This is a genomic window from Sphingomonas sp., assembly GCF_035998645.1.
In the GTDB taxonomy this organism is placed as follows: domain Bacteria; phylum Pseudomonadota; class Alphaproteobacteria; order Sphingomonadales; family Sphingomonadaceae; genus Sphingomonas.
Genome location: NZ_DASYHL010000003.1, coordinates 680,219 through 703,915, shown reverse-complemented (window position 1 = coordinate 703,915; position 23,697 = coordinate 680,219). Strand labels below are relative to the sequence as shown.

The following is a 23,697-nucleotide window of genomic DNA, read 5'->3' as shown; positions in this document are numbered from 1 at the left end:
GAGCGCCCCCGCACCCCAAGTGCGGGGGCGCTCTTCGTTTGTGAAAAGGTAATGCGATGCAACTCTGGGTTGGCCTCGGCAATCCCGGCCCCGATTATGCGATGAACCGGCACAATGTCGGCTTCATGGCGGCCGATGCCATCGCCGAAGTGCATGGCTTTTCCGCGCCCGCGAAGAAATTCCAGGGCTGGTTGCAGGAAGGGCGGATCGGCGGCGACAAGATCCTGCTGCTCAAGCCCGCGACCTATATGAACGAAAGCGGCCGGGCGATCCGCGCGGCGCTCGACTTCTACAAGCTCGAGCCGGAGGCGGTCACGGTGTTCCACGACGAGCTCGACCTCGCCCCGTTTCAGGTCAAGGTAAAGCGCGGCGGCGGCGCGGCGGGACAGAATGGCATCCGCAGCGCGATCGCGCATATCGGCGCCGAGTTCCGCCGCGTACGCATCGGCATCGGCCATCCGGGGCACAAGGACCGCGTCACCGGATATGTCCTTGGCAACTATGCCAAGGCGGAGATCGAGGATCTGAGCGACCTGCTCGGCGCGATCGAGGCAGAGGCCGAGTGGCTGGCCAAGGGCGATGATGCGCGGTTCATGAACGACATCGCGCTGCGCCTGCAGCGATCCTGAGCGGACACAAAAAAGGCCGGGTCTCCCCGGCCTTTTTCGTTGGATCGAGCTGGATCAGTTCTTCTTGCCGACCACCACGCCAACCGCGCGGCTGTCGCCCGCTGCAACCGCACCGCTGATCGCGAAGCTGATGCCGATCTCGCCTGCCTGCGGACCATAGGCCAGGCCCTGGAAGGTGCCACCCACGGTGCTGCCGGGGCCGAAGCTGCCGGTGAACTGGTTGCTGCCCACCGGGATCGCGCCGGTGCCGGTGAAGGTGCCGTAGGTGACATTGCCGCCCGCGGTAACCCGCTGAAGGTTCAGCGTCAGCGTCACGAGGCCGGTCGCGTAATTGATCGACAGCGTAGCGGTGCCGCCGAGCTTATCGACGGGGCTTGCCCCTGCTGCCGGCGCGATGACCGAACGGCCAGCGATGCGCACCGTGTAGGTCGCAGTGCCGGTGGTCGGCATGTCGGTCGTCACAGTCGGATAGCCGAACACGCCATAGGTGATGCGCTTGGCACCCGCAGTGCTGTCACCGCGCCACCAGCCGGCATAGCTGGTGCGGGTCAGCGCAAGCGCGGTGTCCGACGTCACCTGACCGGTCACCGTGTTGTTGAGCAGATCCAGCTGGGTGAACGCTCCCGGCGTCGTCGGCGCGGTGCTCTCACGATAAACATATTCGGTCACCGCAGGAACCGGCGCGGTCAGCAGATCACCCGTACCGAACCGCGTTTCTTCGGCATTCTCGCGCACCACAATCTGTGCGGCATCGGTTGCAGGGGTGGAGCCCTGAAGCGCGAGGCGCACGCGGTTCGAAAACGCGTCGGTGCCCGCCACGCCGAGCGCGACCGGTCCGGCCGTCGCGTCACCGGTATAGCTGGTTGCAGCGCTGACGGTGAAGAATTCACCCGCCGTGTTCGCCGCGACCGGAAGGCTGGAATAGCTGACCGGCGACGGGGTCGGCGTAACGCTGGAACTCGGCGTTGGCGTCGGAGTCGGGGTCGGCGTGGCGTCATCGCCGCCGCTGCAGCCGGCTACGACCAGAACAACTGCAGTGCTGGCAATCAGGATGGAACGGCGAATCATACTGCGACTCCTGTAACGTGGCCGTCTGGAAGGCGCCTGGCGCCTGTACCGGGGATGAACGGGCCGCGCTGCCGCGACCACTCAGGATGACGCGGTAGCGTGGCTAGGCACGAAACGGAAGAGCGCCGACGCGGGATTCGCCGCATCGGCGCATAACCGCGTCAGTTACCCAGCTGCCCGAGCAGGCCGCGCAGCTGCTGAATCTTGCCGAACCGCTCGGCCGGGTTGAGCTTCGCCATCGGCCCAACGCTGCCGAATTCGGCCCCGCTCTGCAGGCAGGTGGTGACCTGCGCATATGCCTGCGCGCGATCGCCCGTGGTGAAATTGGTGTCGATCTGATCCTTGACCGCCCAGTCGAGATAGGTGTCGAGCCCGGCCTTGGACAGCTCCGGCTTGGGCGGCTCGGCGGGCATCACCTGATCGCCCAGCGTCTTTTCGATCATAACGCGATAATAGGTCAGGAACGGCGCCGCACCGCCTGCGATGCTCTTGGGCAATGGGCTGTTGAGCAGCCGCTCCTGCCACTTCACCGCGGCATAGCAGCGCACGTTGAGCGCCAGCTTGTCCTGCAGGTCGCGCGCCTTGCGCTTTTCCGCGGCCTTGGCCTTGGCCTCGGCAGCAGCCTTTTCCTGCGCGCCATTGTCGCCACACCCGGCGAGCGCGACGAGCGCCAGCGGCGCGAGAAATGCGAAGTGCTTCATGGACTTGATGTCCTCCCCTGATCCTTACAGATCGCGCGACTTTGACGCCGCGCCGCGCGCTGTCAACCAAGCGCCGCTTGCGCCGCGTCGCGGTCCATGCTGTGCGGACGGCATGACGATCAAGACGCTGTTCGCCACGCGCTTTTCAGAAACCACGCTCGACGACGCGGCATTGCTCGCCGAGCTGGCCGAGGCCAGCCGCGATCTCGCCACCGAGGACCGCGCAGGACAGCGCTGGTCGAAGGACCATGGCTATCGCGGCTACACCAGCTACGCGTCGCTCGACGACCTGCCGATCCGCGACCCGCGCTTTGCCGATCTGGTCCGCCACCTCAATCGCCATGTCGCGCAGTTCGCCGATGCCTGCGCGCTGGACCTGTCGCGCAAGCTCAAGCTCGATAGCCTGTGGGTGAATGTGCTCAAGCCCGGCGGGACCCATTCGGGCCATATCCACCCGCACAGCGTGGTTTCCGGAACCATCTATGTCGAAGTGCCGCCGGGCGCAGGTGCGCTCAAGCTGGAGGATCCGCGCCTGCCCATGCTGATGGCCGCCCCGCCCCGCCGCGCCGACGCGCCCGAGGATCTCCAGACCTTCGTCTATGCCCAACCGTCGCCGGGCAGCATCTTCCTGTGGGAAAGCTGGCTGCGACACGAGGTGACGCCGCACGCGGGCAAGGGTGAGCGGATCAGCATCAGTTTCAACTATCGTTGAACCGGGCCGAGCGAGGGGCTTGCTCGCGGAACCATTTCGCTCGTGATACGGTTAGCTTGCCTATGTTTTTCGGAGAATGACCATGCGTAAGAGCCTTTTCGCGCTATTGGCGCTGTCGCTCGCCGTGCCGAGCACCGCACTGATGACCACCACTGCGTCGGCGCAGAGCTGGCAGGAGCGCGAGCGCGAGCGTGACCGCGAGTATAATGAGCGGCGCGATCGTCGCGACGATCGGCGTGCCGACCGGCGCGATGATCGCCGTGACGCGCGTGCCGACTATCGCTGGCAGGGCGACCGCCGCGACCGCAACTGGGAGCCGTCGAGCGCCTATCGTCCGGGTCGTTACAGCGAACGTCGCCTGAGCCGTCAGGACCGCATCTATCGTGGCCGTGACAACCGCTATTATTGCCGCCGCAGCGACGGCACCACCGGCCTGGTCGTCGGCGCAGCGCTGGGCGGCATTCTGGGCGGCGCGATCGGCAATGGCGACGTGCTGGGCGTGATCCTGGGCGGTGCCGGCGGCGCGGTGCTGGGCCGTGAGGTCGAACGCGGCAACGTGCGCTGCCGTTGAGCCCTTCTAAATCCTCCCCGGCACGGGGAGGTGGCAGCGCGCAGCGCTGACGGAGGGGGCCCGAGGCAAGCGATATCGTTTGCCTCGGGCCCCCTCCACCACCGCCTTCGGCGGCGGTCCCCCTCCCCGTTCCGGGGAGGATTTTTTGCGCCACTAGCCTTTTCCCCGCGTCCGGCCTATCTGCGCGCCTTTCCCGGACCACAGGATCACAGGACAAATGGGCTTTCGCTGCGGCATTGTCGGCTTGCCGAACGTCGGCAAATCGACGCTTTTCAACGCGCTGACGCAGACTGCGGCGGCGCAGGCGGCCAACTATCCCTTCTGCACGATCGAGCCGAACGTCGGCAACGTCGCGGTTCCGGACGACCGTCTGGACGCGCTTGCGAAGATTGCGGGGTCGGGCAAGATCATCGAAACGCAGCTCGGCTTTGTCGACATCGCCGGGCTCGTGCGCGGCGCGAGCAAGGGCGAAGGCCTGGGCAACCAGTTCCTCGGCAACATCCGTGAGGTGGACGCGATCGTCCATGTCCTGCGCTGTTTCGAGAATGACGACATCCAGCATGTCGACAACAAGGTCGATCCGATCGCCGACGCCGAGACGGTCGAGACCGAGCTGATGCTGTCCGACCTCGAAAGCCTCGAGAAGCGCGTGCCGAACCTTCAGAAGAAGGCCGCGCAGGGCGACAAGGAAGCAAAGGTCGCCGCAACCGTGCTGGCGCAGGCGCTCGACCTGCTGCGCGAGGGCAAGCCCGCGCGGCTGGTAAAGCCCAGTGACGCCGAGGAAGAGCGCGTGCTCAAGCAGGCACAGCTGATCACCGCCAAGCCGGTGCTCTATGTCTGCAACGTAAATGAAGAGCACGCCGCCGACGGCAATGACTATTCCGCGCGCGTGTTCGAAAAGGCGAAGGCCGAGGGCGCGCAGGCGGTCGTCGTCTCCGCCGCGATCGAGGCCGAAATCGCCACGATGCCCGCCGAAGAGCGCGGCGAGTTTCTCGCGGAACTGGGGCTGGAAGAAACCGGCCTGACCCGCGTGATCCGCGCCGGATACAGCCTGCTGCACCTGCTGACCTTCTTCACCGTCGGGCCAAAGGAAGCGCGTGCCTGGACCACCCATGTCGGGGCCAAGGCTCCGCAGGCGGCGGGCGAAATCCACACCGATTTCGAACGCGGCTTCATCCGTGCAGAAACGATCGCGTTCGACGATTACGTCAAATTCAGTGGCGAAACCGGCGCACGCGACAACGGCAAGCTGCGCTCGGAAGGCAAGGAATATGTCGTCCAGGACGGCGACGTGATGCTGTTCCGCTTCAACGTTTAAGAAGTTCTTGGTTCACGCGGAGGCGCGGAGGCGCGAAGATGTGCTCCCGCCGCGTCAGCGGCGTTCATTCTTCTGCGGCTGCCGCTTGCCGCACGCCTGAGAGGTGAGAGACGCTTCGCGTCGCAAACAAACCTCTTCGCGCCTCCGCGCCTCCGCGTGAACCCATCCAACCGCTACCCCAGATAGCGGCGGCGCCGCTCCGCACTGGCGAGCATCACGACCAGCGTCGCGATCACCAGCAGCCCCGCGACGATCGTCGCCGTGGCGATCGCGGGATATGCCGCGCCGAGCTTCTGGTGGATCGCGAATAGCGCCCACAGGAACGGGAGCGGATACCACGGGTTCCCGCCCGTCCCGACCAAAGCCGCAGCGACGATCGCCCCGCCGACGATCAGGATCGCCGCTGCAATCAGTGGCGCCGGTCCGGGCAGAACGATGGCGTGAAAGTTGAGCGCCGCGGCGATGTTCACGATTGTCGCGGCGGTCAGCCATCCCGCCAGCGCGCTGAGCGGCAAGACCGCCGCCAGCCGCTCTCCGGCGGTAAAGCCCGGCATGCTGGCAAAGACGCGCAGGATCGCCAGCAGATTGACCAGCGTGAACAGGATGATCAGCACCGAGGGAAAGCCAAGGCCCCAGACCTGGGTATAGGCGACCCAGACCGCATTCCCCAGAAACGCGCCCGCCGCGTGCCAGCCGATGCGGCGGACCAACTGGCTGTCGCGCTGTGCCGGCAACAGCTGCCAGATCGCATAGGCGATCGTCCCGAAATAGAGCGGCCCCCAGATCGCAAAGGCCCATCCGGCGGGGGTGATCAGCGTCTGCGTCTGCCCCGATTGTTCACCAACCGGCTCACCGATGCCGATCATCGGCAGCAGCGGGGTGGCGATCTGGGCGAAGGCCAGGATCAGCGTGGCGAGGGCGCGGGGATTGCTCATGGCGCGACAACCTAAAGACCGGAATTTGGTTCCGCTAGTGAAACGCCCAGCGAAAGGTCTTTGCAATCGCCAGTGTCGATCCGCGCACCAGCGGCAGCGCCACCACCGGGCGTTGCAGCCCATGCATCGCGCGCGCCCAGTCGGGCAACAAGTCCACCGCCGCAGCGAAGATCGCCGCCTGTGCCGGCGCCATCGCCAGGCTCGGCGAGCGATGATTGAGCAGGAAACGGGCGACTTCGCGGGTGCGATCATCGACCAGCAGTTGCGGCCGCATCGCGGTGATCAGCCCCTCCGCCTCGAACCGGCTGCGCGGCACCGGATCGGCACCCAGCGCCTGCGCGATGCGCGCGGTTTCGGCGTAATAGACATCCTCTTCCGCACGGCTGACCGCCACGCCATAGCGCTGCCACGCGGCGAGGAAGCTCCACATCTCGGTGACATGCACCCAGGCGAGCAGTTGCGGGTCGTCGGCGCGATAGGGGGTGCCATCGGGCAGCGTACCGCCGACCCGCTCGTGCACCGCGCGCACTTTCGCGATCGACGCCTCGGCGATGCTGCGCTCGGCATAGGTCGTCTCGGCGATGAAGCGCGCGGTGCGGCGCAGGCGGCCGAGCATGTCCTTGCGGAACGCGCTATGGTCCCACACACCCGCCAGCACCGCCGGATGCAGCATCTGCAGCAGCAGCGACGCGACCCCGCCGACCATCATCGTCGTCACGTCGCCATGGACGCGCCAAGTGACGCTGTCGCGCGGGAACAGCGCGTGGTAGCTGCGCTGCACCGGCGCCTCGCCCCGCGCAGAATCGTTGAACGTCGCGCGCACTACGCCGATCAGGCGCTTGCGCAGTCCGGCGGCAAGATTGGGCGGAGGCATGGGGTCAAGCTAGGTTGTCGGCATGCTCACGGCAATGCTAGGGCGGCGGGATGCTGCGTCTGTTCATCCTGCTGGCATTGCTGCTCGGCACGCTCCCCGCTCCTGCGGCGGCGGCACCGGCGTGTCACGAGATGGCCGAGGTGACGATGGACCATGATGCGCCCGCTCCCCAGCCCGACAAGGCGCCGGCGATGGGCAAGGCGCTGTGCGTCGGCTGCATCGCCCCCTCGACGATGACGGCGAGCGCGGTGACGCCGCCCCTCCCGCTGGTCGCGCGCCACGACGCGACCGGGCCGGTCCGGCGGATGCCCGACACGATACTGGCGCCCGAACCACCCCCTCCGCGCGGGTGATCGCACGCGGGGCCTCACCCCGCTTCCCGATCATTCACGGAGTTTATCACGATGACCTATCGAACGACGTTCGCCGCCCTGATGGCGGCGACGGCGCTGCCCGTTGCGGCGGCAGCGCAGGAGCACGACCATGGCCAGCACGCGACCCCCGCGCCTGCCCCGGCTAAGACCGACCACCAGCATCATGGCGAGCCAGAAGAAGCAGCGAAGCCCAACGCGCAGATCGCGTCCGGCACAGCCCTGCTGCCCGCAGCCGAGGGCGGTCAGCATGGCGGGCTGCACGCCACGACCGGCGACTGGATGCTGATGGCGCATGGCTATGCCTGGGGCGCAGTGACCAGCCAGGGCGGCCCGCGCGGCGACGACATGGCATTTGTCCAGACCATGGGCATGGTCACCGCCAGCCGCCCGCTGGGCGGTTCCGCCCGGATCGAGCTGCGCGGCATGTTCAGCCTCGACCCGCTGATGGGCAAGCGTGGCTATCCCAACCTGTTCGCCGCGGGCGAGACCGCCAATGGCCGCCCGCTTGTTGATCGCCAGCATCCGCACGACCTGTTCATGGAGCTCGCCGCGCGGGTCGAGGTCGATGTCGCCGACGGCGCCACCGCTTTCCTCTATGGCGGCCCGGTCGGCGAACCTGCGCTCGGCCCGCCCGCCTTCATGCACCGCCGCTCGGCGCGCTATCAGACGATGTCGCCGATCGCGCACCACTGGTTCGATTCGACCCACATCACCTATGGCGTGGTGACGGCGGGCGTGCGCACGCGGGCGCTTCAGCTGGAAGGATCGGTGTTCAAGGGCCGCGAGCCGGATGAGGAACGCTGGGGCTTCGATCCGATCAAGCTCGATTCATGGAGCCTGCGCGCGACCCTCACCCCCAGCCCCAATTGGACGATGCAGGTCAGCCATGGCCGGCTCGAAAGCCCCGAGGCGCTGCACGGCGACGAGGACGAGGCGCGCACCACCGCCAGCATCCACTACGCCCGTGGCGGCCTGTCCGCGACGCTCGCCTGGTCGGCCAAGAACCGCATCCCCGGCGACGTGCTCAGCGCCTGGGTCGCGGAGGCGAACTGGGACATCGACGCGCGCCACAGCATCTTCGGCCGCGCCGAACTGGTCCGCAACGACGAGCTGTTCCCCGAGCACAGCCATCCGCTGCACGACCAGCCGTTCCGCGTCGCGCGGTTCGAGGGCGGCTATGCTTACCGCATCCCGCTGGGCGACAAGGTGTCGCTTGCGCTGGGCGGATCAGTCGCCGCCTATGCCAAGCCGGACGCGCTCGATCCCTATTATGGGAACAGCCCGGTCAGCGGCACGGCGTTCGCAAAGCTGACGCTGGGCGACTGACGGCAACCGGGGGCGGGTGCGCGCACCTGCCCCCTTGCCAAATTCCAGTTTCGGATAGAAACTGATCCCATGATCTATTTTGAAGACCTGACGGTCGGGGACAAGGCCAGCTTCGGCTCCTATGCGGTCACGCGCGACGAGGTGTTGGAGTTCGCCCAGAAATACGATCCCCAGCCCTTCCATATCTCCGACGAGGCGGCGGCAAAGACCCATTTCGGGCGGCTCGCGGCGAGTGGCTGGCACACCGCCGCGATGACGATGGCGATGCTGGTCGAACAGATGAAGGTGCGCCCGACCGCCAGCCTTGGCGCGGCGGGGATCGATGAATTGCGCTGGATCAAGCCGGTCTTCCCCGGCGACACGCTGCGCTGCGAAACCGAATTGCTTGAGAAGCGCCAGTCGGAAAAGCGCCCGGAAATGGGGCGCACCCGCTCGCGCATGCTGGTGTTCAACCAGCATGACGAGCCGGTGCTGAGCTTCATCGCCAACGCAATCGTGGCGCTTCGACCAGCCGGTTAGTTCGGACGGCGTCGGTCGCGGCGGTTTTCACGACGCAGTTCACGGCGATCATCACGATATTCGCGGCGGTACTCGCGCCGGTCCTCGCGGCGCTCGGCGCGCGCTTCAGGCCGGGTCACCTCACCCTGCCGATAGTCACGGCGGTCCTGGCGGCGATCCTGCCGATAGGCGCGATCGTCCTGGCGGCGATCCTGCGCGAATTCGCGCCAGTTCGCCCGCACCTGGCGGCGATCACCCCGCCACCCCTGGCGGCGCTGCTCCCAATAGCGGCGCTGGCTGTCGCTCCAGCGCACCGGACGACGGTCGCGGTCGTACACATAGTAACCGGTGCCGGGGTAGTAATAGTCACCCTGCCAGCCCCAATAGGGGTCGCCATAGTCGCCGGCATAATAGCCGCCGCCGCCACCGCCATAGCCGACCGCAACGCCGCTATAGCCATAGCCATCGGTACAGGCGGCAACGCCCAGCGCGGCCGCACCGATAAGGCCGAGCTTTACGATACGCATAGTGAACATGATGCTTCTCCCGGGCGCGTCACGGCGCCCTAATCGCTTGAGAACGGGGGAGAAGCGGTCGAAGTTCCGTCAGTGGCCCGGATAGCCGACCAGCGCAGTCACATGGAGCCCCTCGGCGCGCAGCGCATCCGCACCGCCCAGATCGGGCAGGTCGATGACGAACGCCGCCTGCGTCACCACTGCACCCACCTTGCGGAGCAGGCGCACGGCGGCCCGCGCAGTGCCGCCCGTGGCGATCAGATCGTCGATCAGCAACACGCGCGCGCCGGGAACAACCGCATCGGCATGGATGGCGATGCGATCGGTGCCGTACTCCAGCGCATAATCCTCCGCCACGGTCGCGCCGGGCAGCTTGCCGTCCTTGCGCACCAGCAACGTCCCCGCCCCCAGCGCCAGCGCGACGGGTGCCGCGAAGATGAACCCGCGCGCCTCGATCCCGGCGACCAGATCGACCGGACCATCCACCGCATCGACGATCCGCTCGACCGCGCGCGCAAATCCGGCGGCGTCGAGCAGCAAAGTGGTGATGTCGCGGAACATGATCCCCGGCTTGGGGAAATCGGGAATGGTGCGGATCAGCGCGGCGAGATCGTCATTGGTCGGGGTCACGGCATCGCTCCCAAGAAAACGGCCCGGGAATCGCTTCCCGGGCCGTCGGAGAAAAGTGTCAGGCGGACCTTAGTCCTTCACGTTCCGCCAGATCTGCTTCTTGGCGCCATAGGCGAGGAAGCAGAAGATCACGAGGAAGATCAGCGTCGCGAAACCGGCGGTCTTGCGTGCTTCCATCTTCGGCTCGGCGGTCCAGGTCAGGAACGCTGCGACGTCGGCCGCATAGTTCTTGGTGGTGGCTGCGGTGCCGTCGGAATAGGTCACCTGACCATCCTTCAGCGGCGCTGCCATCGCCAGGTTGAGCGTGTGGAAATAAGGGTTGTAGTGCAGCCCTTCCGGCGTCTTGGCTTCCGGGAACTTCTTGAGCAGTTCCGCAGGCTGCGCCTGATAGCCCGTCAGCAGCGAGTAGATATAGTTGCTGCCATCGGCACGCGCCTTCGCCATCAGCGACAGGTCGGGCGGGATCGCGTTGTTGTTCGCGGCCGCCGCGGCGATATTGTTTGCATAGGGCGACGGGAAGCGATCGGCAGGCATGCCGTCGCGCGTCGCCGGCTCACCCGTTTCGGGGTTGAGCGACGGGACCTGGAAGCCCTTGGCGATGGTCTTGATCTGACCCTCGCTATAGCCAAGCGCGGTCAGGTCGCGGAACGACACCAGACGCAGCGAGTGACAGGCGGCGCACACTTCCTTGTACACCTGCATGCCGCGCTGCAGCTGGCGCTTGTCGTAGGTGCCGAACGCACCCTCGAACGAGAAGCCACCCTCCGGCCCATGGGCGTGCGCGTGGAATTCTTCTTCCACGGTCGCCTTGGGCGGTTCCTTGATCCAGTTCGACACCGTGTCCCAGATGCCGAGCAGCAGGGCGAAGACGAAGCCGACGCCGACGATGAAGCCGCCAATGCGAACCATTTTCTTCAGCCCCTCTTATTCGGCAGCAGCGGTCTGGAGTGGCGAAGTGCCACCCTTTCCGGCGAGCACAGCTTCGGTGATCGAGTTCGGCAGCGGGCGCGGACGCTCCATCGCGGACACGATCGGCAGGACCACCAGGAAATGCAGGAAGTAATACGCGGTCGCGATCTGGCCGATCAGGATCACGCTCGGGCTCGGCGCCGCACCACCGATATAACCCAGCACCAGCACGTCCACGAGCAGGATGAGCAGGAACCACTTGTAGGTCGGGCGATAGTTTGCCGAACGCACCGGCGACGTGTCGAGCCACGGCAGGAAGAACAGCAGCAGGATCGAGCCGAACATGGCGAGCACGCCCCACAGCTTCGCCGAGATGATGAAGTCGACGGTGAACGACTTCAGGATCGCGTAGAAGGGCAGGAAATACCATTCGGGCACGATATGCGCCGGCGTCGAAAGCGGGTTGGCCGGGATGTAGTTATCCGGATGCCCCAGCAGGTTCGGCGCGTAGAAGATCAGCGAGCAATAGACGAGCAGCGCCACGCCCACACCAATGCCGTCCTTGGCCGTGTAATAGGGGTGGAACGGGACCGTGTCCTGCTCGTCCTTGACCTCGACGCCGGTCGGGTTGTTCGAACCGGGAATATGCAGCGCCCAGATGTGCAGGACGATCACGCCCGCGATCACGAACGGCAGCAGATAGTGCAGCGAGAAGAAGCGGTTCAGCGCGGCGTTGTCCGGCGCGAAGCCACCGAGCAGCCAGATGCGGATCGGCTCGCCGACGCCGGGGATCGCCGAGAAGAAGCCGGTGATCACCTGCGCGCCCCAGAAGCTCATCTGACCCCAGGGAAGGACATAGCCCATGAAGGCGGTCGCCATCATCAGCAGGAAGATGACCACGCCGAGCAGCCACACCATCTCACGGGGGGCCTTGTACGAACCGTACCACAGGCCGCGGGCGATATGGACATACACCACCAGCAGGAACAGCGACGCGCCATTGGCGTGCGCATAGCGGATAAACCAGCCCGCATTCACGTCGCGCATGATATGCTCGACGCTGTCGAATGCGATGCCGGCATTCGCCGCATAGTGCATCGCCAGCACGATGCCGGTGACGATCTGGATCGCCAGGAACATCCCGGCGAGGACGCCGAAGTTCCAGAAATAGTTGAGGTTGCGCGGAACCGGGTAACCGGCGCCGACGGCGTTGTAGACGAAGCGCGGAAGGGGCAGACGTTCGTCCACCCACTTCATCGCGGGATGCTTCGGCTCATACTGCTTTGCCCAGGGAAAGCTCATTTCAAGGTGCCCCCTCAGCCGACCCGGATTACGGTGTCGGAAATGAATGCGTATTCCGGAACGACGAGGTTCGTCGGTGCCGGACCGGTGCGGATGCGACCGGCGGTGTCATAGGCCGAGCCGTGGCACGGGCAGAAATAGCCGCCGAACGGACCTTTGTTCTCACCCTCGCCCGCGCCCAGCGGCACGCAGCCGAGATGGGTGCAGACGCCGAGGGTGACGAGCCAGTTGGCCTTACCCTCCTTGGTGCGCTCGGCGAGCGTCTGGGGATCGCGCAGGTCGCTGACCGGAGTCGCGTTCGCCGCTTCGATTTCAGGTGCCGTCAGGTTGCGCACGAACAAGGGCTGCTTGCGGAACGTCGCCTTGATCGACTGGCCCGGCTGGATCGCCGAAATGTCGAGTTCGGTGGTCGACAGCGCCAGCACGTCGGCCGACGGGCTCATCTGGTTGACGAGCGGGATCGCGACCACTGCCGCACCGACACCTGCCCAGGCGACCGCACCAATCGCGAGATAATCGCGACGGCGAGGATCGGCTGGCGCGTCACCCGCATCACCCGGAGGTACAGCTTCTTCAAGCGTTGCCATGCATCAGCCCTTGCACTTCAAATTCCGGCGTTTTCACGCCCCTGTCCCGGAAGCGAAGCGCGCGAACGCCACGCCCAGCCCCCCGGATTGCCCCCGGTGGCTGGCGGGCCTGATAGACGGCACGGGGCGACTTTGCCAACCGCCTTTTTGACTGGGTTGTGACGGGCGGGCTCCCTGCACTATCGGGGCATGATGCGCATCGCCCTGTTTCAACCCTGTATCGCCGGAAATGTCGGCGCGGTCCTGCGCATCGGCGCGTGTTTCGACACCGCCATCGACCTGATCGAGCCGATGGGATTCGCGTGGGACGACAAGCGCGTTGCGCGCGCCGGCATGGACTATATCGACCATGTTCGCGTCACCCGGCACCGCGACTGGGACGCGTTCCTGTCCACCGTGACGGGCCGCATCGTGCTGTTCACGACCAAGGGCGCGGGCCGCTTCGATGAGGCCGAGTTCCGCGCCGACGACATTTTGCTGTTCGGGTCGGAGGATGCCGGTGTTCCGGATCACGTCCATGACCGCGCCGACCTGCGCGTGAAAATCCCGATGAAGCCGGCAATGCGGTCCTTGAACCTGTCCGTATCCGCGGGCATCGCGCTGTCCGAAGCGCTCCGGCAAACCAAAGGCTACCCGCAATGATCGGACTCGACCCCCAGCAGCAGCGCGCCCGTGCGTGGTTCGAACAGCTGCGCGACGCGATCTGCGCCGAGTTCGAGGCGATCGAGCGTGAGGCCGGGTCGAACGCCGCGTTTGATTATATCGCGTGGGATCGCACCGACCCGTCGGGCGAACCGGGCGGCGGCGGCGTGCGTGGGGTGATGAAAGGGAAGGTGTTCGAAAAGGTCGGCGTCAATGTCTCGACCGTCGGCGGAACCTTCGAAGGCGATTTCGCCAAATCGATCCACGGCGCGGGCGATGACCCCCGCTTCTTCGCCACCGGCATCAGCCTGGTCGCGCATATGGCCAACCCGCATGTCCCCGCAGTCCACATGAACACGCGCTTCCTGGTGACGACGAAGCGTTGGTTCGGCGGCGGCGCGGATTTGAACCCGCCGCTCCCCTATGATGAAGACACAGTGGACTTCCATGCGCGTTTGAAGGCGGCATGTGACGACCATGACCCGGAACATTATCCGCGATTCAAAGCGTGGGCCGATGACTATTTCTACATCCCCCACCGCAATGTCCACCGCGGCGTCGGCGGCATCTTCTACGATCACCTGGAAAGCGAAGACAGTTCGGCATGGGAGGCGAATTTCGCCTTTACCCAGGATGTCGGGCGCGCGTTCCTCGACATCTTCCCCGCGATCGTCCGCCGACGGATGGCAACGCCGTTCACCGATGCGGACAAGGCCCAGATGCTCGAATGGCGCGGGCGCTATGCCGAATTCAATCTGGTCTATGACCGGGGTACGCTGTTCGGGCTCAAGACCGGCGGCAATATCGACGCGATCCTGATGAGCCTCCCCCCGCTGGCAACGTGGAGCTGAGATGGGGCTGCTTCCCGTAAAGCCCGGCGAGGTTGCGGCAATCGTCACGAGCCTCGAAATGCGCGAGCGGCCGCGGCCCCGGCCGATGCCCGAATCGCCGCTGCGGCTGGTGCGGTGGGAGGCACCCAGCCCCGACAAGTACCGGACCCTGTTCGCGCGCGTCGGCTCGCCCTGGCTGTGGTTCTCGCGGCTGGTGATGGAGGAGGCGCGGCTCACCGCGATCATCCACGATCCGCGACTCGAGATTTTCGCGGTCGTCGATCCGCGCGGGATCGAGGTCGGTATGCTCGAACTCGATTTTCGTGAGGCCGCGACGTGCGAGCTGTCGTTCGTGGGGCTGGTGCCCGAACTGACCGGCGCAGGGCATGGCCGCTGGCTGATGGCGCACGCGCTGATGCGGGCATGGCGGCCCGATGTGACGCGGGTGTGGGTGCACACCTGCACGCTCGATCACCCCAAGGCACTGGGCTTTTACCGCGCGTCGGGCTTCGTGCCGTTTACCCGGGCGATCGAGACCTTTGCCGATCCGCGCGTCACCGGGCACCTGCCCCGCGACGCAGCCCCTCACATCCCGTTGATCGACCCGCCCAGCCGACGATAGGCGGCGATCCGAACCAGCGTGAAGAAAGCGTAGGCCGCCGCCCCCGCCGCCGCGACCGGCACGAGCAGTACGGCGTAGACGAGCGTCCCGCCGCCGAACGCGGCCGCCAGCAGCTGGACCAGGATCACCAAGGCGAAAACTGCGGCGAAAATCACGGCCCCGACGCCAAAGCCGAGCAGCGCCAGCCACCAGCCATAACCGGCGCTAAGCCGAAACCCGCGCTCGATCGCGCCGAGCAGGCCGCGCTCCGGCTCCGCGACATAGGCCGCGCCCATCATCCAGGTCCGCCCGAAAATATAGACGCCGGGCAGGATGAACAACGCAAAGCCCAGTTGAAGGATCGCGCCATTGGCCATGGCGAGAAGCACCCAGGGGAGCAGCCGAAGCCCGCTCACGCGCAGCAACTCGCCGACACTCTTGCCGCGCTGGAGATAGAGGTTGAGCAACATCAGCGTGCCGAATTCGAGCGTCAGCGAGATCGCGACGACGGCAATGATGTTCGCGCGATAAAATGCCGCGACCGCTCCACGAATATCTTCGGGCGCAGCGTCAGGGGCGATCGCGATCGTCGTCGACAGATACGCGATGGCGAGGATCGGGAGCAGCAGGAACATGCCGACGATCGGCACCATCAGGTCGCGATCGGTACGCCACAGGATCGCGGCGTCCGCCAAAACGCCGCGGAATGAGAAGGTCATGCGCTCGCCGTTGCCTCATTCCGCGCGAGCAGCGCGATGTAGAGCTTGGCCAGGAACGCGGTACCGAGCACCGTGAAGCCCGTCGAAACCGCGCCGCCGACGATGGTCGTGAGGACCGAGGCGAGGGAGATACCCTCCTCCCCGCGGCCGGCGACCAGATACATGACTGCGCCGAACGCGGTGGTCGCAGCGAGGTTGGCGACGATCGAGACGATCCCATAGAGGATCAGCACGCCAACAATCTTGAGCGCCACGCCCCGCGTCAGCCGCCACGACCGCGTGATTGCGCCGATCGCCAGCCGGTCGCCGACGACCGACGGAATGACCACAGCCAGACGCGCGAAGACCCACACCGCCAGCACCAGGACTACCAAGAAGTACAGGAATACCCACACAGCGACGCTGGGGGGGATATCGGGCATCGCGCTGCCCTGTAGCGACGTCATGTCGACCCCGCCGACCGCCAGCATGACCCCGACGGGGATCATCAGCGCGACCATGACGACGACCAGGACGATCATCAGCAGCAGTGCGGCGGGAAAGCGGCGGGTGGCTACCCGGCTCGCCTGATGACCCTGCGCAGGGTCGATCGCGAGCGCGGTCACGGCCAACTGGCCCCAGAAGCTGATCATCGCGAGGAGGAACACGCCAAGGCCGAGCAACATGGCGGTGCCCGGCGTCGCGTTCTGCTGCAGCCCCGAAAGATTGGCCGAAATGGTGGAGGGAACGAAGATTGCCAGCAGCGCGATCGGCAACAAGCTACCGAGATTGTCGCTCAGAAACTCTGCGGTCCGATCCCAGACACTACCCATACTGACCATATGCACTACTCCCCTTAGCCGCTGCGTTAGCCGATCCGCGCGCGTGATGCCACATGCTTGCGCTGGCGCGTCCGGCATCGCATCTGGCGGGGATGGAACTGGTCGAAGGCATCGAATGGCGCGTGTCCGAAGGGCGCGTCCCCTACCCGCAAGCACTGGCGGAAATGGAGGCACGCGTCGCGGCGATTCAGGCGGGTGAGGCGCGCGAGCAGATCTGGCTGCTGGAGCATCCGCCGGTCTATACGGCGGGCACCAGCGCCGATCCGGCCGAGTTGATCGACCCGCGCTTCCCCGTGTTCGCGACCGGGCGCGGCGGGCGCTACACCTATCACGGGCCGGGGCAGCGCATCGGCTATGCGATGCTCGACCTGTCGCAGCGGAATAAGGATGTGCGCTGCTATGTCCATGCGGTCGAAGGCTGGGTGATCGCGGCGCTGGCCGAGCTGGGCATCAACGCATTCCGCGCCGAGGGGCGCATCGGCATCTGGACCCGCGATGGGGGCGAAGAGGCGAAGATCGGCGCGATCGGCGTGCGCGTGCGGCGCTGGGTGACGATGCACGGCTTTGCGGTGAACCTCGACCCGAACCTTGCCGATTTCGGTGGAATCGTCCCGTGCGGCCTGCCGGAATTTCCGGTGACAAGCGCGGCGCAGCTTGGAAAAACCATCACACCTGCAACTTTTGACGCGGCCCTGGCGTTTGCGTTTCCTGCCTTTCTGAATTCCGTAGGCGGAGCGTGCGCGCGCTTGCCCAACAGTGGGGCTTGAGGGCGTGGCGCGAAGCGTTTAGTATCTGACGTGGCGCGGGGATTTTGCGGTATGCCGCCCCCGCTTTTTATCTAGGGAGCCCAATTTTATGCGTGCACTTTTCACCAAGGCCGTTTCCGTGTCGATGGTCGCCAGCGCAGCGCTGCTCGTTTCGGCGTGCGGCGGCACCGCTGAGAACACCGCCGACAACACGACGGTCATGGACGCGAACACCACCGATGCAGGCATGATCGACGGCACCGTCAGCGACAACATGACCATGGTCGATGGCGCCACCGGCAACGACACCGGCATGGCCGGCGACATGATGGCGAACGACACCATGGGCAACGGCATGTAATCTGCCGTTCGGCAATTGCGTGTTTGAAGGGGCCGTCCGGGCGACCGGGCGGCCCTTTTGCATGGGTCGCAGGGCAACGCGTCCCGCCTGTCCCACGGCGGGGCGCGGCCCCTTGCGCCACCGCAACGACTCGGTGCCAAAAACCACTTGGGCGCGGCGCCAAAACTCCGTAACCCAACCCGGACAGGGTTCGAGAGGGTTGGTTAATGTTCGTTTCGCGTCTGGTTTTATCGGCTGCCCTGGGCGGCGCGATGTTCGCAGCGGCACCTGCATCCGCTCAATTTTATTTTAAGGCCCCGGAAATCGGTGCGCCGCGGATCACCGGTGCGGAAACCGGGATGCTCGCCTCGCCATTGCCGGGCGCGACGCCAGCCGAGTTGCGGGCGGCGATGGTGTGGAACCTGCGCGCCGCGCTCAACGTCGCCGCACTGCAGTGCCAGTTTGGCCCGACGCTGCTGACGCTTCCGAATTACAACACGATCCTGCGCGACCATAAGGTCGAGCTGAACAACTCCTACACCGTGCTGACCAAATATTTCATGCGGACGCACAAGACGCCCAAGGCGGGCCAGACCGCGCTCGATCAATATGGCACGCGCGTCTATTCGAGCTACTCGGCGGTGCATGCCCAGCTGACCTTTTGTCAGACCGCCGATTCGGTCTCGCACGCAGCGATCTTCACGCCGCGCGGCAGTTTTGGCGAGCTGGCCGCAGAGCAGCTTCCAGTGATCCGCAACAGCCTGGTGCGTTGGGGCGAGCAGCAATTCCCGATGCGTTTCGCTGAGGCGCAGCAATTCACCTATCCGCAGTTCGCGAACGAGGATTGCTGGGACAAGGGCGGCTATGTTCCCGCGCGGTGCGCACCCGGCGCGAAGAAGAAAAAGCGCCGCTAAGCCGGACGGGTCAGCGCAGCCCCAGCGTCTTGTGCGCCTGAAGCGTCAGGCGCCAGCGTGGGCGTTCGAGCGCGAAATCGACCGCCGCCTGAACGTTGGCGGGGGCATTGGCATCGTCCATCGGCTGGATCAGGAAATGGGCAAAGTCCCATTGCTCGATCTCCGCGACATCACTCCCCGCCTGCGGCCACACCAGCTTGAGCTCGTCGCCGCGTCGCTGGACCACCGCGCTGCCCGCCTTGGGGCTGATGCAGATCCAGTCGATGCCGGGGTGAACGGGCAGCGTGCCGTTGCTCTCGATCGCGATGCGAAAGCCGCGCGCGTGCAGTGCGTCGACCAGCGCGTCGTCCACCTGCAGCATCGGCTCGCCCCCGGTCAGCACGACGAAGCGGTGGTCCGCGCCCTCACCCCAGAATCCCGCGACGGCATCGCCCAACGCATCGGCATCGGCGAATTTACCCCCGCCCAGACCGTCGGTGCCGACAAACTGGGTATCGCAGAATTTGCAGATCGCCGTCGCGCGATCCTGCTCGCGGCCCGACCATAGATTGCACCCGGCGAAGCGGACGAACACCGCGCGCGCGCCGGCGTTCACCCCCTCCCCCTGGAGGGTCAGGAACATTTCCTTGACCGCATAGCTCATGACGATTGCCTCAGACCGCGACCGCATAGCGGGTCGGATCGGGGATGCCCGCTTCCTCAAACCCCTTGGCGCGCAGGCGACAGCTGTCGCAGCGACCACAATGCACGCCACCCGGCGCGGGGTCGTAGCACGACCAGCTGAGCCCGAGGTTGAGGCCCAGTTCGGTACCCTTGCGCACGATGTCCGCCTTGCTCATCGACACGAGCGGCGCCTGGATGCGGAACGGGTGCCCCTCGACCCCCGCCTTGGTGGCGAGTTCGGCGAGCTTTTCGAATCCGTCGATGAATTCCGGGCGGCAATCGGGATAGCCCGAATAATCGAGCGCATTGACGCCGAGATACAGGTCGCGCGCACCCATTGCCTCGGCCCAGCCGAGCGCAAGGCTGAGGAAGATCGTGTTGCGCGCCGGGACATAGGTGACCGGGATGTCCGGCCCGACGCCGTCCTTGGGCACATCGATATCGGCGGTCAGCGCCGACCCACCGAACAGCGACAGGTCGAGCGGGAGGACGATGTGTCGCTCCGCCCCCAGAACGGCAGCGATCCGCCGCGCCGCGGCCAGTTCGACCTGATGGCGCTGGTTATAGTCGATCGACAGCGCAAGCAGGCGGTGCCCGTCGGCACGCGCACAAGCGGCTGAGACGTAAGAGTCAAGTCCGCCCGATACGAGGGCGACGGCATAGCTGGCTTCGGTCATCCGCTCTGCGCTACCGCCTTTGCCGCGGTGCGGCAAGGAAGCGGAGTGGCCGCCTCAGCGGCAGGGGCCGGTGCGACGGCCTTCATATTCGAACGAGAACGGCAGGCCACGGCTGATCCCCTGACTTTCCAGACGGATCAGGCGGGGCGTCTCGACCACGACGCGGGTCGCGCCGTTGCCGATACCGGGGCAGCTATAGGTGATCCGCCCGCCCAGCGACCCATCCTCAACCACGAAGCGCGTGCACGCCGCGCCGCGATGGTGCAGCTGGAGCAGCATTTGGGGGTCGGTGACGCAGATGCTGCGCGATGATCCGTCGGCAGCCCGCAGCGTCCACTCGCCACGCTCGATCTTCCCGAGCGCGGTCAGACCATTGTCGGCACGCATCATGGCGCTCCCGGCAGCGAGGGAAGCAAGCAGGGCGACCGCAGTCGCAAGGGCGCGAAGCTTTTTCATTTCATCGCTCCTCTAGCACGTTTCACCTGTCAATTCGCTGACGATTTCAGTCATACGAAGCTGTCGAGCGCGATCGGGAATTTCTTTGCACAGAATGCGCAATCGACCGTGATGAAGCCGTCTTCGGCCATGTCGGCGCGATCCTCGGCCGGAAACTTGGCCAAGACCGATCCGATATAGTCGGGGTCGCAGCGGCAGCCACGGGCGAGATCGCCGCCGGACTGGACGCGCACCTCATCCTCGTTGAACAGCCGCCACAACAGGGTTTCGAGCGACGTCGCGGCGTCGGCCAGCTCGTCCTCGCCCAGCGTGCTGGCCAGCGCCTCGACATGCTCCCATTCAGGATGAACCTCGCGCGCGTGCAGCCGCTCGCCGCCTTCCTCGCCCTCGGGAAGATGCTGCAGGAACAGGCCGCCGCCGATGCACTTGCCGGCGGCGTCATGGCCGACGCCGAGCCGCACCAAGGTCGGGATCTGCTCCGACTGGTCGAAATAATTCTCCGCCGCCTCGGCCAGCGATCCGCCGTCGAGCGGGACAATGCCCTGATAGCGCTCGCCGGTCGTTGCCTGGTCGAAGGTCATCGCCAGATAGCCCTGGTTGAACAGCGCGTAGAGCGACGGATTGCTGCCCAGCTCCGCCAGCCGGTCGGCATCATACTGGACATAGCCGCGCAGCTCGCCGCCCTTGTAGTCGCACACCATCAGGCTGACGATGCCGCCCTGTGCCTGCGCTTGAAGCGTCAGCTGCCCGCCCGCATCCTTGAGCGTCGAGCCGAGCAACGCGGTCAGCGTCAGCGCCTCCGCCAGCAAGCGCTCGATCGGCGCGGGATAGGCGTGTGCGGCCAAAATCTCGCCCAGCACCGGACCCAGCCGCGCGATCCGTCCGCGCGCGTGGCGCTGGGGAATCGTGAAGTTGAGCGTGCGGTCGAGGTCGGTGGTCGTCATGTAAAGTCTTCCCTTCGTCACCCCCGCGAACGCGGGAGCCCATCTCGTGTCACCCGCCGCGCGCAACACGGCTGTCGGGCAGACGGAACATGCGGGAGGTGGGCCCCGGCTTTCGCCGGGGTGACGGCTAGGTGGGGGGCGAAGCGGCCCCCGTCAACTCACCCGATCTGCCCGAAGCACCAGCGGAGCACCGCTTTCTGCCCATGCAGGCGGTTCTCCGCCTCCGGCCAGATCAGCGATTGCGGACCGTCGATCACCTCGGGCGTCACCTCCTCACCGCGATGCGCGGGGAGGCAGTGGAGGAACTTCGCGTCGGGCTTGGCCTTGGCCATCAGCGCGGAGTCGACCTGATAGGGCGCGAGCGCGGCGAGCTTGGCCTCGGCGTGCAGCTGGCCCATCGAGATCCAGGTGTCGGTGACGATGATATCGGCCCCCGCCACCGCCTCGGCGGGATCGTTGACGCAGGTTGCGCGCCCCTTGCCCAGCGCCATTGCCGCGTCGGGGAGCGAAAAGCTCTGCGGGCAGGCGGCGACGACGTCGAAGTGCATCAGCCCCGCCGCCTCGACGATCGAGGCGAGGACATTGTTGCCGTCACCAAGCCAGGCGACCTTGAGCCCCGGCAGCGCCTTGCCATTCTCCAGGATCGTCTGGAGATCGGCGACGATCTGGCACGGATGGCTGTCGTCGGTCAGGCCGTTGATCACCGGAACGCTGGCGTATTCAGCCATTTCCAGCAGCTTGGCATGGTCGTCGGTGCGGACCATGATCGCGTCGCAATAGCCCGACAGGACCCGCGCGGTGTCGGCCACGGTCTCGCCACGGCCCAGCTGGCTGGTCGCGGCATCGAGCACGATCGCGCTGCCGCCGAGCTGGCGGATCGCCATTTCAAAGCTGACGCGGGTGCGAGTGGAGCTTTTCTCGAAGACCATCGCCAGCGTGTGCCCGGCAAGCGGCGCGTCGAAATCGACCGCACCCCTGGGCAGCCCGGCACGTGCCGCCTTGCGGTCGATCGCCTCGGCAAGGATCGCGGCCAGCCCATCGGGGCCAGCGTCACTCAGCGACAGGAAATTGCGGTAGGTCATTTCAGCTTCCCCCTACGGCCAGGGTTGCTCCCCCAGCGCACCGGGGGAGCAATTGGCTACGCCGCCTCCGGCATCTTGTAGCTGTGTGCGCCGGCGCTCAGCTTCTCGACCGCCTCGGCGACATGGCTGTCGTCGATGATCAGCGGTGGCAGGACGCGGAACACATTCTCGCCCGCCGCGACGGTCAGCAGGCCGTGATGGTCGCGCAGATGCGCCACGAAGTCGCGTGCAACCGCCGGTTCCTTCAGCTTGATGCCGAGCATCAGGCCCTTGCCGCGAATTTCCTCGAACAGATGGTCGTGGTTGGGAATCATCTGCTCGAACGCCGCACGCAGCCGATCGCCCATCGCGGTGACATGATCGAGGAAGCCGGGCTCCAGCATCACGTCGAGCACCGCCATGCCCGCCGCCATCGCCAGCGGGTTGCCGCCATAGGTCGAGCCATGGGTACCGAACACCATGCCCTTCGCCGCTTCCTCGGTGGCGAGGCACGCGCCGAGCGGGAAGCCGTTCCCGATCCCCTTGGCCACGGTCATGATGTCGGGGGTGATGCCGTAATGCTCATACGCCCACATCTTGCCGGTACGGCCATAGCCGCACTGGATTTCGTCGAGGATCAGCAACAGGCCATGGTCGTCGCACGCCTTGCGCAGGCCCTGGATGAACTCGGCCTTGCCCGCAGTCATCCCGCCCTCACCCTGCACGGTTTCGACCATGAAGCCGGCGGTGGTGTCGTCGATCAGGGCAAGCGCCGCGTCGAGGTCGTTGAACGGCGCATAGTCGAAACCGGGCAGCAAAGGCTCAAAGCCGTCGCGCATCTTCGCTTGATTGGTCGCCGAGATCGCGCCCATCGTCCGCCCGTGAAAGGCGTTGTGGAAGGTGATGATCTTGGTTCGCTGCGGGTTGCCGCTGACATAGTGATAGCGGCGTGCGGTCTTGATCGCGCACTCGATCGCCTCGGCGCCCGAATTGGTGAAGAACAGCGTGTCGGCAAAGCTCGTCTCGACGATGCGTGCGGCCAGCGCCTCGCCCTGCGGCGAGCCGTAGAGGTTGGACACGTGCATCAGCGTCGCGACCTGATCCTGCACCGACTTGATGAAGGTCGGGTGGCTGTGGCCCAGCGCGTTCACCGCGATGCCGGCGGCGAAGTCGAGATAGCGCTCGCCACGTTCGCCAATCAGGTAGCAGCCTTCGCCTCGCACCGGACGCACACCGCACCGTGGGTAAACGGGCATGAGCGGGGTGATCGACACGGGCAGCCTCCTTCAGAAAAGAAAAGGGCGGCCCATCTGCGAACCGCCCTCCCCGAACCC

Annotated in this window: 30 protein-coding genes; 13 read left to right on the top strand and 17 right to left on the bottom strand. The window is 66.0% G+C overall.

Annotation, left to right across the window (positions count from 1 at the left end):
• Positions 1-56 precede the first annotated feature (56 nt).
• Positions 57-629: an aminoacyl-tRNA hydrolase gene (gene pth, locus VGN66_RS07255; RefSeq protein WP_327518176.1), complete on the top strand. Its 573-nt coding sequence runs from the start codon at positions 57-59 to the stop codon at positions 627-629.
• Positions 630-683: 54 nt separating this feature from the next.
• On the opposite strand, the gene VGN66_RS07250 is transcribed toward pth, so the two are convergent.
• Both VGN66_RS07250 and VGN66_RS07245 read right to left on the bottom strand, forming a co-directional pair.
• Positions 684-1,697 (bottom strand): hypothetical protein, encoded by a 1,014-nt coding sequence (locus VGN66_RS07250; protein WP_327518175.1) that lies wholly within the window; start codon positions 1,695-1,697, stop codon positions 684-686.
• Positions 1,698-1,858: 161 nt separating this feature from the next.
• A complete protein-coding gene (locus tag VGN66_RS07245) occupies positions 1,859-2,398 on the bottom strand; it encodes a hypothetical protein (RefSeq protein ID WP_327518174.1) in 540 nt (179 codons plus the stop codon).
• Positions 2,399-2,510: 112 nt separating this feature from the next.
• Between VGN66_RS07245 and VGN66_RS07240 the strand changes: the two genes are divergently transcribed.
• From VGN66_RS07240 to ychF, 3 genes are all read left to right on the top strand, one after another.
• The gene (locus tag VGN66_RS07240) at positions 2,511-3,110 is read left to right on the top strand and encodes a TIGR02466 family protein (RefSeq protein WP_327518173.1); all 600 of its coding nucleotides are present in this window, start codon (positions 2,511-2,513) and stop codon (positions 3,108-3,110) included.
• A gap of 82 nt (positions 3,111-3,192) precedes the next feature.
• Complete coding sequence (locus tag VGN66_RS07235; protein WP_327518172.1) at positions 3,193-3,681, top strand: glycine zipper 2TM domain-containing protein; 489 nt, start codon at positions 3,193-3,195, stop codon at positions 3,679-3,681.
• Positions 3,682-3,898: 217 nt separating this feature from the next.
• Positions 3,899-4,999, top strand: coding sequence for a redox-regulated ATPase YchF (gene ychF, locus VGN66_RS07230; RefSeq protein ID WP_327518171.1), 1,101 nt, complete (start codon positions 3,899-3,901; stop codon positions 4,997-4,999).
• Between the two features lie 173 nt (positions 5,000-5,172).
• Here ychF and VGN66_RS07225 read toward each other — a convergent pair whose 3' ends face one another.
• On the bottom strand, positions 5,173-5,934 hold the full coding sequence (locus VGN66_RS07225; protein WP_327518170.1) for a hypothetical protein: 762 nt from the start codon (positions 5,932-5,934) through the stop codon (positions 5,173-5,175).
• A 34-nt stretch (positions 5,935-5,968) separates the two neighbouring features.
• Complete coding sequence (locus tag VGN66_RS07220; protein ID WP_327518169.1) at positions 5,969-6,808, bottom strand: oxygenase MpaB family protein; 840 nt, start codon at positions 6,806-6,808, stop codon at positions 5,969-5,971.
• Positions 6,809-6,858: 50 nt separating this feature from the next.
• Here VGN66_RS07220 and VGN66_RS07215 point away from each other — a divergent pair, with 50 nt between their 5' ends.
• The 3 genes from VGN66_RS07215 (at position 6,859) to VGN66_RS07205 (ending at position 9,027) form a co-directional block, all read left to right on the top strand.
• The gene (locus tag VGN66_RS07215) at positions 6,859-7,161 is read left to right on the top strand and encodes a hypothetical protein (protein WP_327518168.1); all 303 of its coding nucleotides are present in this window, start codon (positions 6,859-6,861) and stop codon (positions 7,159-7,161) included.
• A 51-nt stretch (positions 7,162-7,212) separates the two neighbouring features.
• A complete protein-coding gene (locus VGN66_RS07210; protein WP_327518167.1) occupies positions 7,213-8,508 on the top strand; it encodes a hypothetical protein in 1,296 nt (431 codons plus the stop codon).
• A gap of 69 nt (positions 8,509-8,577) precedes the next feature.
• Positions 8,578-9,027 (top strand): MaoC family dehydratase, encoded by a 450-nt coding sequence (locus VGN66_RS07205; protein ID WP_327518166.1) that lies wholly within the window; start codon positions 8,578-8,580, stop codon positions 9,025-9,027.
• Here the strand turns inward: VGN66_RS07205 and VGN66_RS07200 are convergent.
• The 5 genes from VGN66_RS07200 to petA all read right to left on the bottom strand — a co-directional run bounded on the left by VGN66_RS07200 (position 9,024) and on the right by petA (position 12,949).
• Positions 9,024-9,542 (bottom strand): hypothetical protein, encoded by a 519-nt coding sequence (locus tag VGN66_RS07200; RefSeq protein ID WP_327518165.1) that lies wholly within the window; start codon positions 9,540-9,542, stop codon positions 9,024-9,026. The two genes, VGN66_RS07205 and VGN66_RS07200, sit on opposite strands and share 4 nt — an antisense overlap.
• A 69-nt stretch (positions 9,543-9,611) precedes the next feature.
• A complete protein-coding gene (locus tag VGN66_RS07195) occupies positions 9,612-10,151 on the bottom strand; it encodes an adenine phosphoribosyltransferase (protein ID WP_327518164.1) in 540 nt (179 codons plus the stop codon).
• 69 nt (positions 10,152-10,220) lie between these two features.
• Positions 10,221-11,060: a cytochrome c1 gene (locus VGN66_RS07190; RefSeq protein ID WP_327518163.1), complete on the bottom strand. Its 840-nt coding sequence runs from the start codon at positions 11,058-11,060 to the stop codon at positions 10,221-10,223.
• A gap of 15 nt (positions 11,061-11,075) precedes the next feature.
• Positions 11,076-12,362 carry a cytochrome b/b6 gene (locus tag VGN66_RS07185; protein WP_327518162.1) on the bottom strand — a complete coding sequence of 429 codons (1,287 nt, stop codon included), beginning with the start codon at positions 12,360-12,362 and terminating at the stop codon, positions 11,076-11,078.
• 14 nt (positions 12,363-12,376) lie between these two features.
• Entirely contained in the window at positions 12,377-12,949 is a 573-nt protein-coding gene (gene petA, locus VGN66_RS07180) for a ubiquinol-cytochrome c reductase iron-sulfur subunit (protein WP_327518161.1), read from the bottom strand.
• Between the two features lie 192 nt (positions 12,950-13,141).
• Here petA and VGN66_RS07175 point away from each other — a divergent pair, with 192 nt between their 5' ends.
• Genes VGN66_RS07175 through VGN66_RS07165 form a run of 3 tightly spaced genes read left to right on the top strand, consistent with a single transcriptional unit; the run spans position 13,142 to position 15,043 of the window.
• Positions 13,142-13,591, top strand: a complete 450-nt coding sequence (locus VGN66_RS07175) for a tRNA (cytidine(34)-2'-O)-methyltransferase (protein WP_327518160.1) — start codon at positions 13,142-13,144, stop codon at positions 13,589-13,591.
• Positions 13,588-14,442 carry an oxygen-dependent coproporphyrinogen oxidase gene (gene hemF / locus VGN66_RS07170; RefSeq protein WP_327518159.1) on the top strand — a complete coding sequence of 285 codons (855 nt, stop codon included), beginning with the start codon at positions 13,588-13,590 and terminating at the stop codon, positions 14,440-14,442. Before VGN66_RS07175 ends, hemF begins: the two co-directional genes overlap by 4 nt.
• Before the next feature lies 1 nt (position 14,443).
• The gene (locus VGN66_RS07165; protein ID WP_327518157.1) at positions 14,444-15,043 is read left to right on the top strand and encodes a GNAT family N-acetyltransferase; all 600 of its coding nucleotides are present in this window, start codon (positions 14,444-14,446) and stop codon (positions 15,041-15,043) included.
• On the opposite strand, the gene VGN66_RS07160 is transcribed toward VGN66_RS07165, so the two are convergent.
• Together VGN66_RS07160 and VGN66_RS07155 are read right to left on the bottom strand one after the other, a co-directional pair.
• A complete protein-coding gene (locus tag VGN66_RS07160; RefSeq protein ID WP_327518156.1) occupies positions 15,007-15,741 on the bottom strand; it encodes a hypothetical protein in 735 nt (244 codons plus the stop codon). The two genes, VGN66_RS07165 and VGN66_RS07160, sit on opposite strands and share 37 nt — an antisense overlap.
• Positions 15,738-16,562: a hypothetical protein gene (locus tag VGN66_RS07155; protein WP_327518155.1), complete on the bottom strand. Its 825-nt coding sequence runs from the start codon at positions 16,560-16,562 to the stop codon at positions 15,738-15,740. The genes VGN66_RS07160 and VGN66_RS07155 overlap by 4 nt, the downstream gene beginning before the upstream one ends.
• A gap of 92 nt (positions 16,563-16,654) precedes the next feature.
• Here VGN66_RS07155 and lipB point away from each other — a divergent pair, with 92 nt between their 5' ends.
• The 3 genes from lipB to VGN66_RS07140 all read left to right on the top strand — a co-directional run bounded on the left by lipB (position 16,655) and on the right by VGN66_RS07140 (position 18,562).
• Positions 16,655-17,329, top strand: a complete 675-nt coding sequence (lipB, locus tag VGN66_RS07150; protein WP_327518154.1) for a lipoyl(octanoyl) transferase LipB — start codon at positions 16,655-16,657, stop codon at positions 17,327-17,329.
• An 88-nt stretch (positions 17,330-17,417) separates the two neighbouring features.
• Entirely contained in the window at positions 17,418-17,669 is a 252-nt protein-coding gene (locus tag VGN66_RS07145; protein ID WP_327518153.1) for a hypothetical protein, read from the top strand.
• A 338-nt stretch (positions 17,670-18,007) separates the two neighbouring features.
• A complete protein-coding gene (locus VGN66_RS07140) occupies positions 18,008-18,562 on the top strand; it encodes a hypothetical protein (RefSeq protein WP_327518152.1) in 555 nt (184 codons plus the stop codon).
• Between the two features lie 10 nt (positions 18,563-18,572).
• Here VGN66_RS07140 and queE read toward each other — a convergent pair whose 3' ends face one another.
• From queE to VGN66_RS07110, 6 genes are all read right to left on the bottom strand, one after another.
• Positions 18,573-19,205 carry a 7-carboxy-7-deazaguanine synthase gene (gene queE, locus VGN66_RS07135; RefSeq protein ID WP_327518151.1) on the bottom strand — a complete coding sequence of 211 codons (633 nt, stop codon included), beginning with the start codon at positions 19,203-19,205 and terminating at the stop codon, positions 18,573-18,575.
• A gap of 10 nt (positions 19,206-19,215) precedes the next feature.
• Entirely contained in the window at positions 19,216-19,902 is a 687-nt protein-coding gene (gene queC / locus VGN66_RS07130) for a 7-cyano-7-deazaguanine synthase QueC (protein ID WP_327518150.1), read from the bottom strand.
• A 54-nt stretch (positions 19,903-19,956) separates the two neighbouring features.
• Complete coding sequence (locus VGN66_RS07125) at positions 19,957-20,358, bottom strand: hypothetical protein (RefSeq protein WP_327518149.1); 402 nt, start codon at positions 20,356-20,358, stop codon at positions 19,957-19,959.
• 50 nt (positions 20,359-20,408) lie between these two features.
• Complete coding sequence (locus VGN66_RS07120) at positions 20,409-21,302, bottom strand: Hsp33 family molecular chaperone HslO (RefSeq protein WP_327518148.1); 894 nt, start codon at positions 21,300-21,302, stop codon at positions 20,409-20,411.
• A gap of 158 nt (positions 21,303-21,460) precedes the next feature.
• Positions 21,461-22,384: an ornithine carbamoyltransferase gene (gene argF / locus VGN66_RS07115; RefSeq protein ID WP_327518147.1), complete on the bottom strand. Its 924-nt coding sequence runs from the start codon at positions 22,382-22,384 to the stop codon at positions 21,461-21,463.
• Positions 22,385-22,440: 56 nt separating this feature from the next.
• Positions 22,441-23,637, bottom strand: coding sequence for an aspartate aminotransferase family protein (locus VGN66_RS07110; RefSeq protein WP_327518146.1), 1,197 nt, complete (start codon positions 23,635-23,637; stop codon positions 22,441-22,443).
• Between the last annotated feature and the right edge of the window lie 60 nt (positions 23,638-23,697).

What these genes read in the sequence shown, in the direction of transcription:
- pth (WP_327518176.1), top strand. Translation starts at nt 57, where the DNA reads ATGCAACTCTGGGTTGGCCTCGGCAATCCCGGCCCCGATTATGCGATG.
- VGN66_RS07250 (WP_327518175.1), bottom strand. Translation starts at nt 1,697, where the DNA reads ATGATTCGCCGTTCCATCCTGATTGCCAGCACTGCAGTTGTTCTGGTC.
- VGN66_RS07245 (WP_327518174.1), bottom strand. Translation starts at nt 2,398, where the DNA reads ATGAAGCACTTCGCATTTCTCGCGCCGCTGGCGCTCGTCGCGCTCGCC.
- VGN66_RS07240 (WP_327518173.1), top strand. Translation starts at nt 2,511, where the DNA reads ATGACGATCAAGACGCTGTTCGCCACGCGCTTTTCAGAAACCACGCTC.
- VGN66_RS07235 (WP_327518172.1), top strand. Translation starts at nt 3,193, where the DNA reads ATGCGTAAGAGCCTTTTCGCGCTATTGGCGCTGTCGCTCGCCGTGCCG.
- ychF (WP_327518171.1), top strand. Translation starts at nt 3,899, where the DNA reads ATGGGCTTTCGCTGCGGCATTGTCGGCTTGCCGAACGTCGGCAAATCG.
- VGN66_RS07225 (WP_327518170.1), bottom strand. Translation starts at nt 5,934, where the DNA reads ATGAGCAATCCCCGCGCCCTCGCCACGCTGATCCTGGCCTTCGCCCAG.
- VGN66_RS07220 (WP_327518169.1), bottom strand. Translation starts at nt 6,808, where the DNA reads ATGCCTCCGCCCAATCTTGCCGCCGGACTGCGCAAGCGCCTGATCGGC.
- VGN66_RS07215 (WP_327518168.1), top strand. Translation starts at nt 6,859, where the DNA reads ATGCTGCGTCTGTTCATCCTGCTGGCATTGCTGCTCGGCACGCTCCCC.
- VGN66_RS07210 (WP_327518167.1), top strand. Translation starts at nt 7,213, where the DNA reads ATGACCTATCGAACGACGTTCGCCGCCCTGATGGCGGCGACGGCGCTG.
- VGN66_RS07205 (WP_327518166.1), top strand. Translation starts at nt 8,578, where the DNA reads ATGATCTATTTTGAAGACCTGACGGTCGGGGACAAGGCCAGCTTCGGC.
- VGN66_RS07200 (WP_327518165.1), bottom strand. Translation starts at nt 9,542, where the DNA reads ATGTTCACTATGCGTATCGTAAAGCTCGGCCTTATCGGTGCGGCCGCG.
- VGN66_RS07190 (WP_327518163.1), bottom strand. Translation starts at nt 11,060, where the DNA reads ATGGTTCGCATTGGCGGCTTCATCGTCGGCGTCGGCTTCGTCTTCGCC.
- VGN66_RS07185 (WP_327518162.1), bottom strand. Translation starts at nt 12,362, where the DNA reads ATGAGCTTTCCCTGGGCAAAGCAGTATGAGCCGAAGCATCCCGCGATG.
- petA (WP_327518161.1), bottom strand. Translation starts at nt 12,949, where the DNA reads ATGGCAACGCTTGAAGAAGCTGTACCTCCGGGTGATGCGGGTGACGCG.
- VGN66_RS07175 (WP_327518160.1), top strand. Translation starts at nt 13,142, where the DNA reads ATGCGCATCGCCCTGTTTCAACCCTGTATCGCCGGAAATGTCGGCGCG.
- hemF (WP_327518159.1), top strand. Translation starts at nt 13,588, where the DNA reads ATGATCGGACTCGACCCCCAGCAGCAGCGCGCCCGTGCGTGGTTCGAA.
- VGN66_RS07165 (WP_327518157.1), top strand. Translation starts at nt 14,444, where the DNA reads ATGGGGCTGCTTCCCGTAAAGCCCGGCGAGGTTGCGGCAATCGTCACG.
- VGN66_RS07160 (WP_327518156.1), bottom strand. Translation starts at nt 15,741, where the DNA reads ATGACCTTCTCATTCCGCGGCGTTTTGGCGGACGCCGCGATCCTGTGG.
- VGN66_RS07155 (WP_327518155.1), bottom strand. Translation starts at nt 16,562, where the DNA reads ATGGTCAGTATGGGTAGTGTCTGGGATCGGACCGCAGAGTTTCTGAGC.
- lipB (WP_327518154.1), top strand. Translation starts at nt 16,655, where the DNA reads ATGGAACTGGTCGAAGGCATCGAATGGCGCGTGTCCGAAGGGCGCGTC.
- VGN66_RS07145 (WP_327518153.1), top strand. Translation starts at nt 17,418, where the DNA reads ATGCGTGCACTTTTCACCAAGGCCGTTTCCGTGTCGATGGTCGCCAGC.
- VGN66_RS07140 (WP_327518152.1), top strand. Translation starts at nt 18,008, where the DNA reads ATGCTCGCCTCGCCATTGCCGGGCGCGACGCCAGCCGAGTTGCGGGCG.
- queE (WP_327518151.1), bottom strand. Translation starts at nt 19,205, where the DNA reads ATGAGCTATGCGGTCAAGGAAATGTTCCTGACCCTCCAGGGGGAGGGG.
- queC (WP_327518150.1), bottom strand. Translation starts at nt 19,902, where the DNA reads ATGACCGAAGCCAGCTATGCCGTCGCCCTCGTATCGGGCGGACTTGAC.
- VGN66_RS07125 (WP_327518149.1), bottom strand. Translation starts at nt 20,358, where the DNA reads ATGAAAAAGCTTCGCGCCCTTGCGACTGCGGTCGCCCTGCTTGCTTCC.
- VGN66_RS07120 (WP_327518148.1), bottom strand. Translation starts at nt 21,302, where the DNA reads ATGACGACCACCGACCTCGACCGCACGCTCAACTTCACGATTCCCCAG.
- argF (WP_327518147.1), bottom strand. Translation starts at nt 22,384, where the DNA reads ATGACCTACCGCAATTTCCTGTCGCTGAGTGACGCTGGCCCCGATGGG.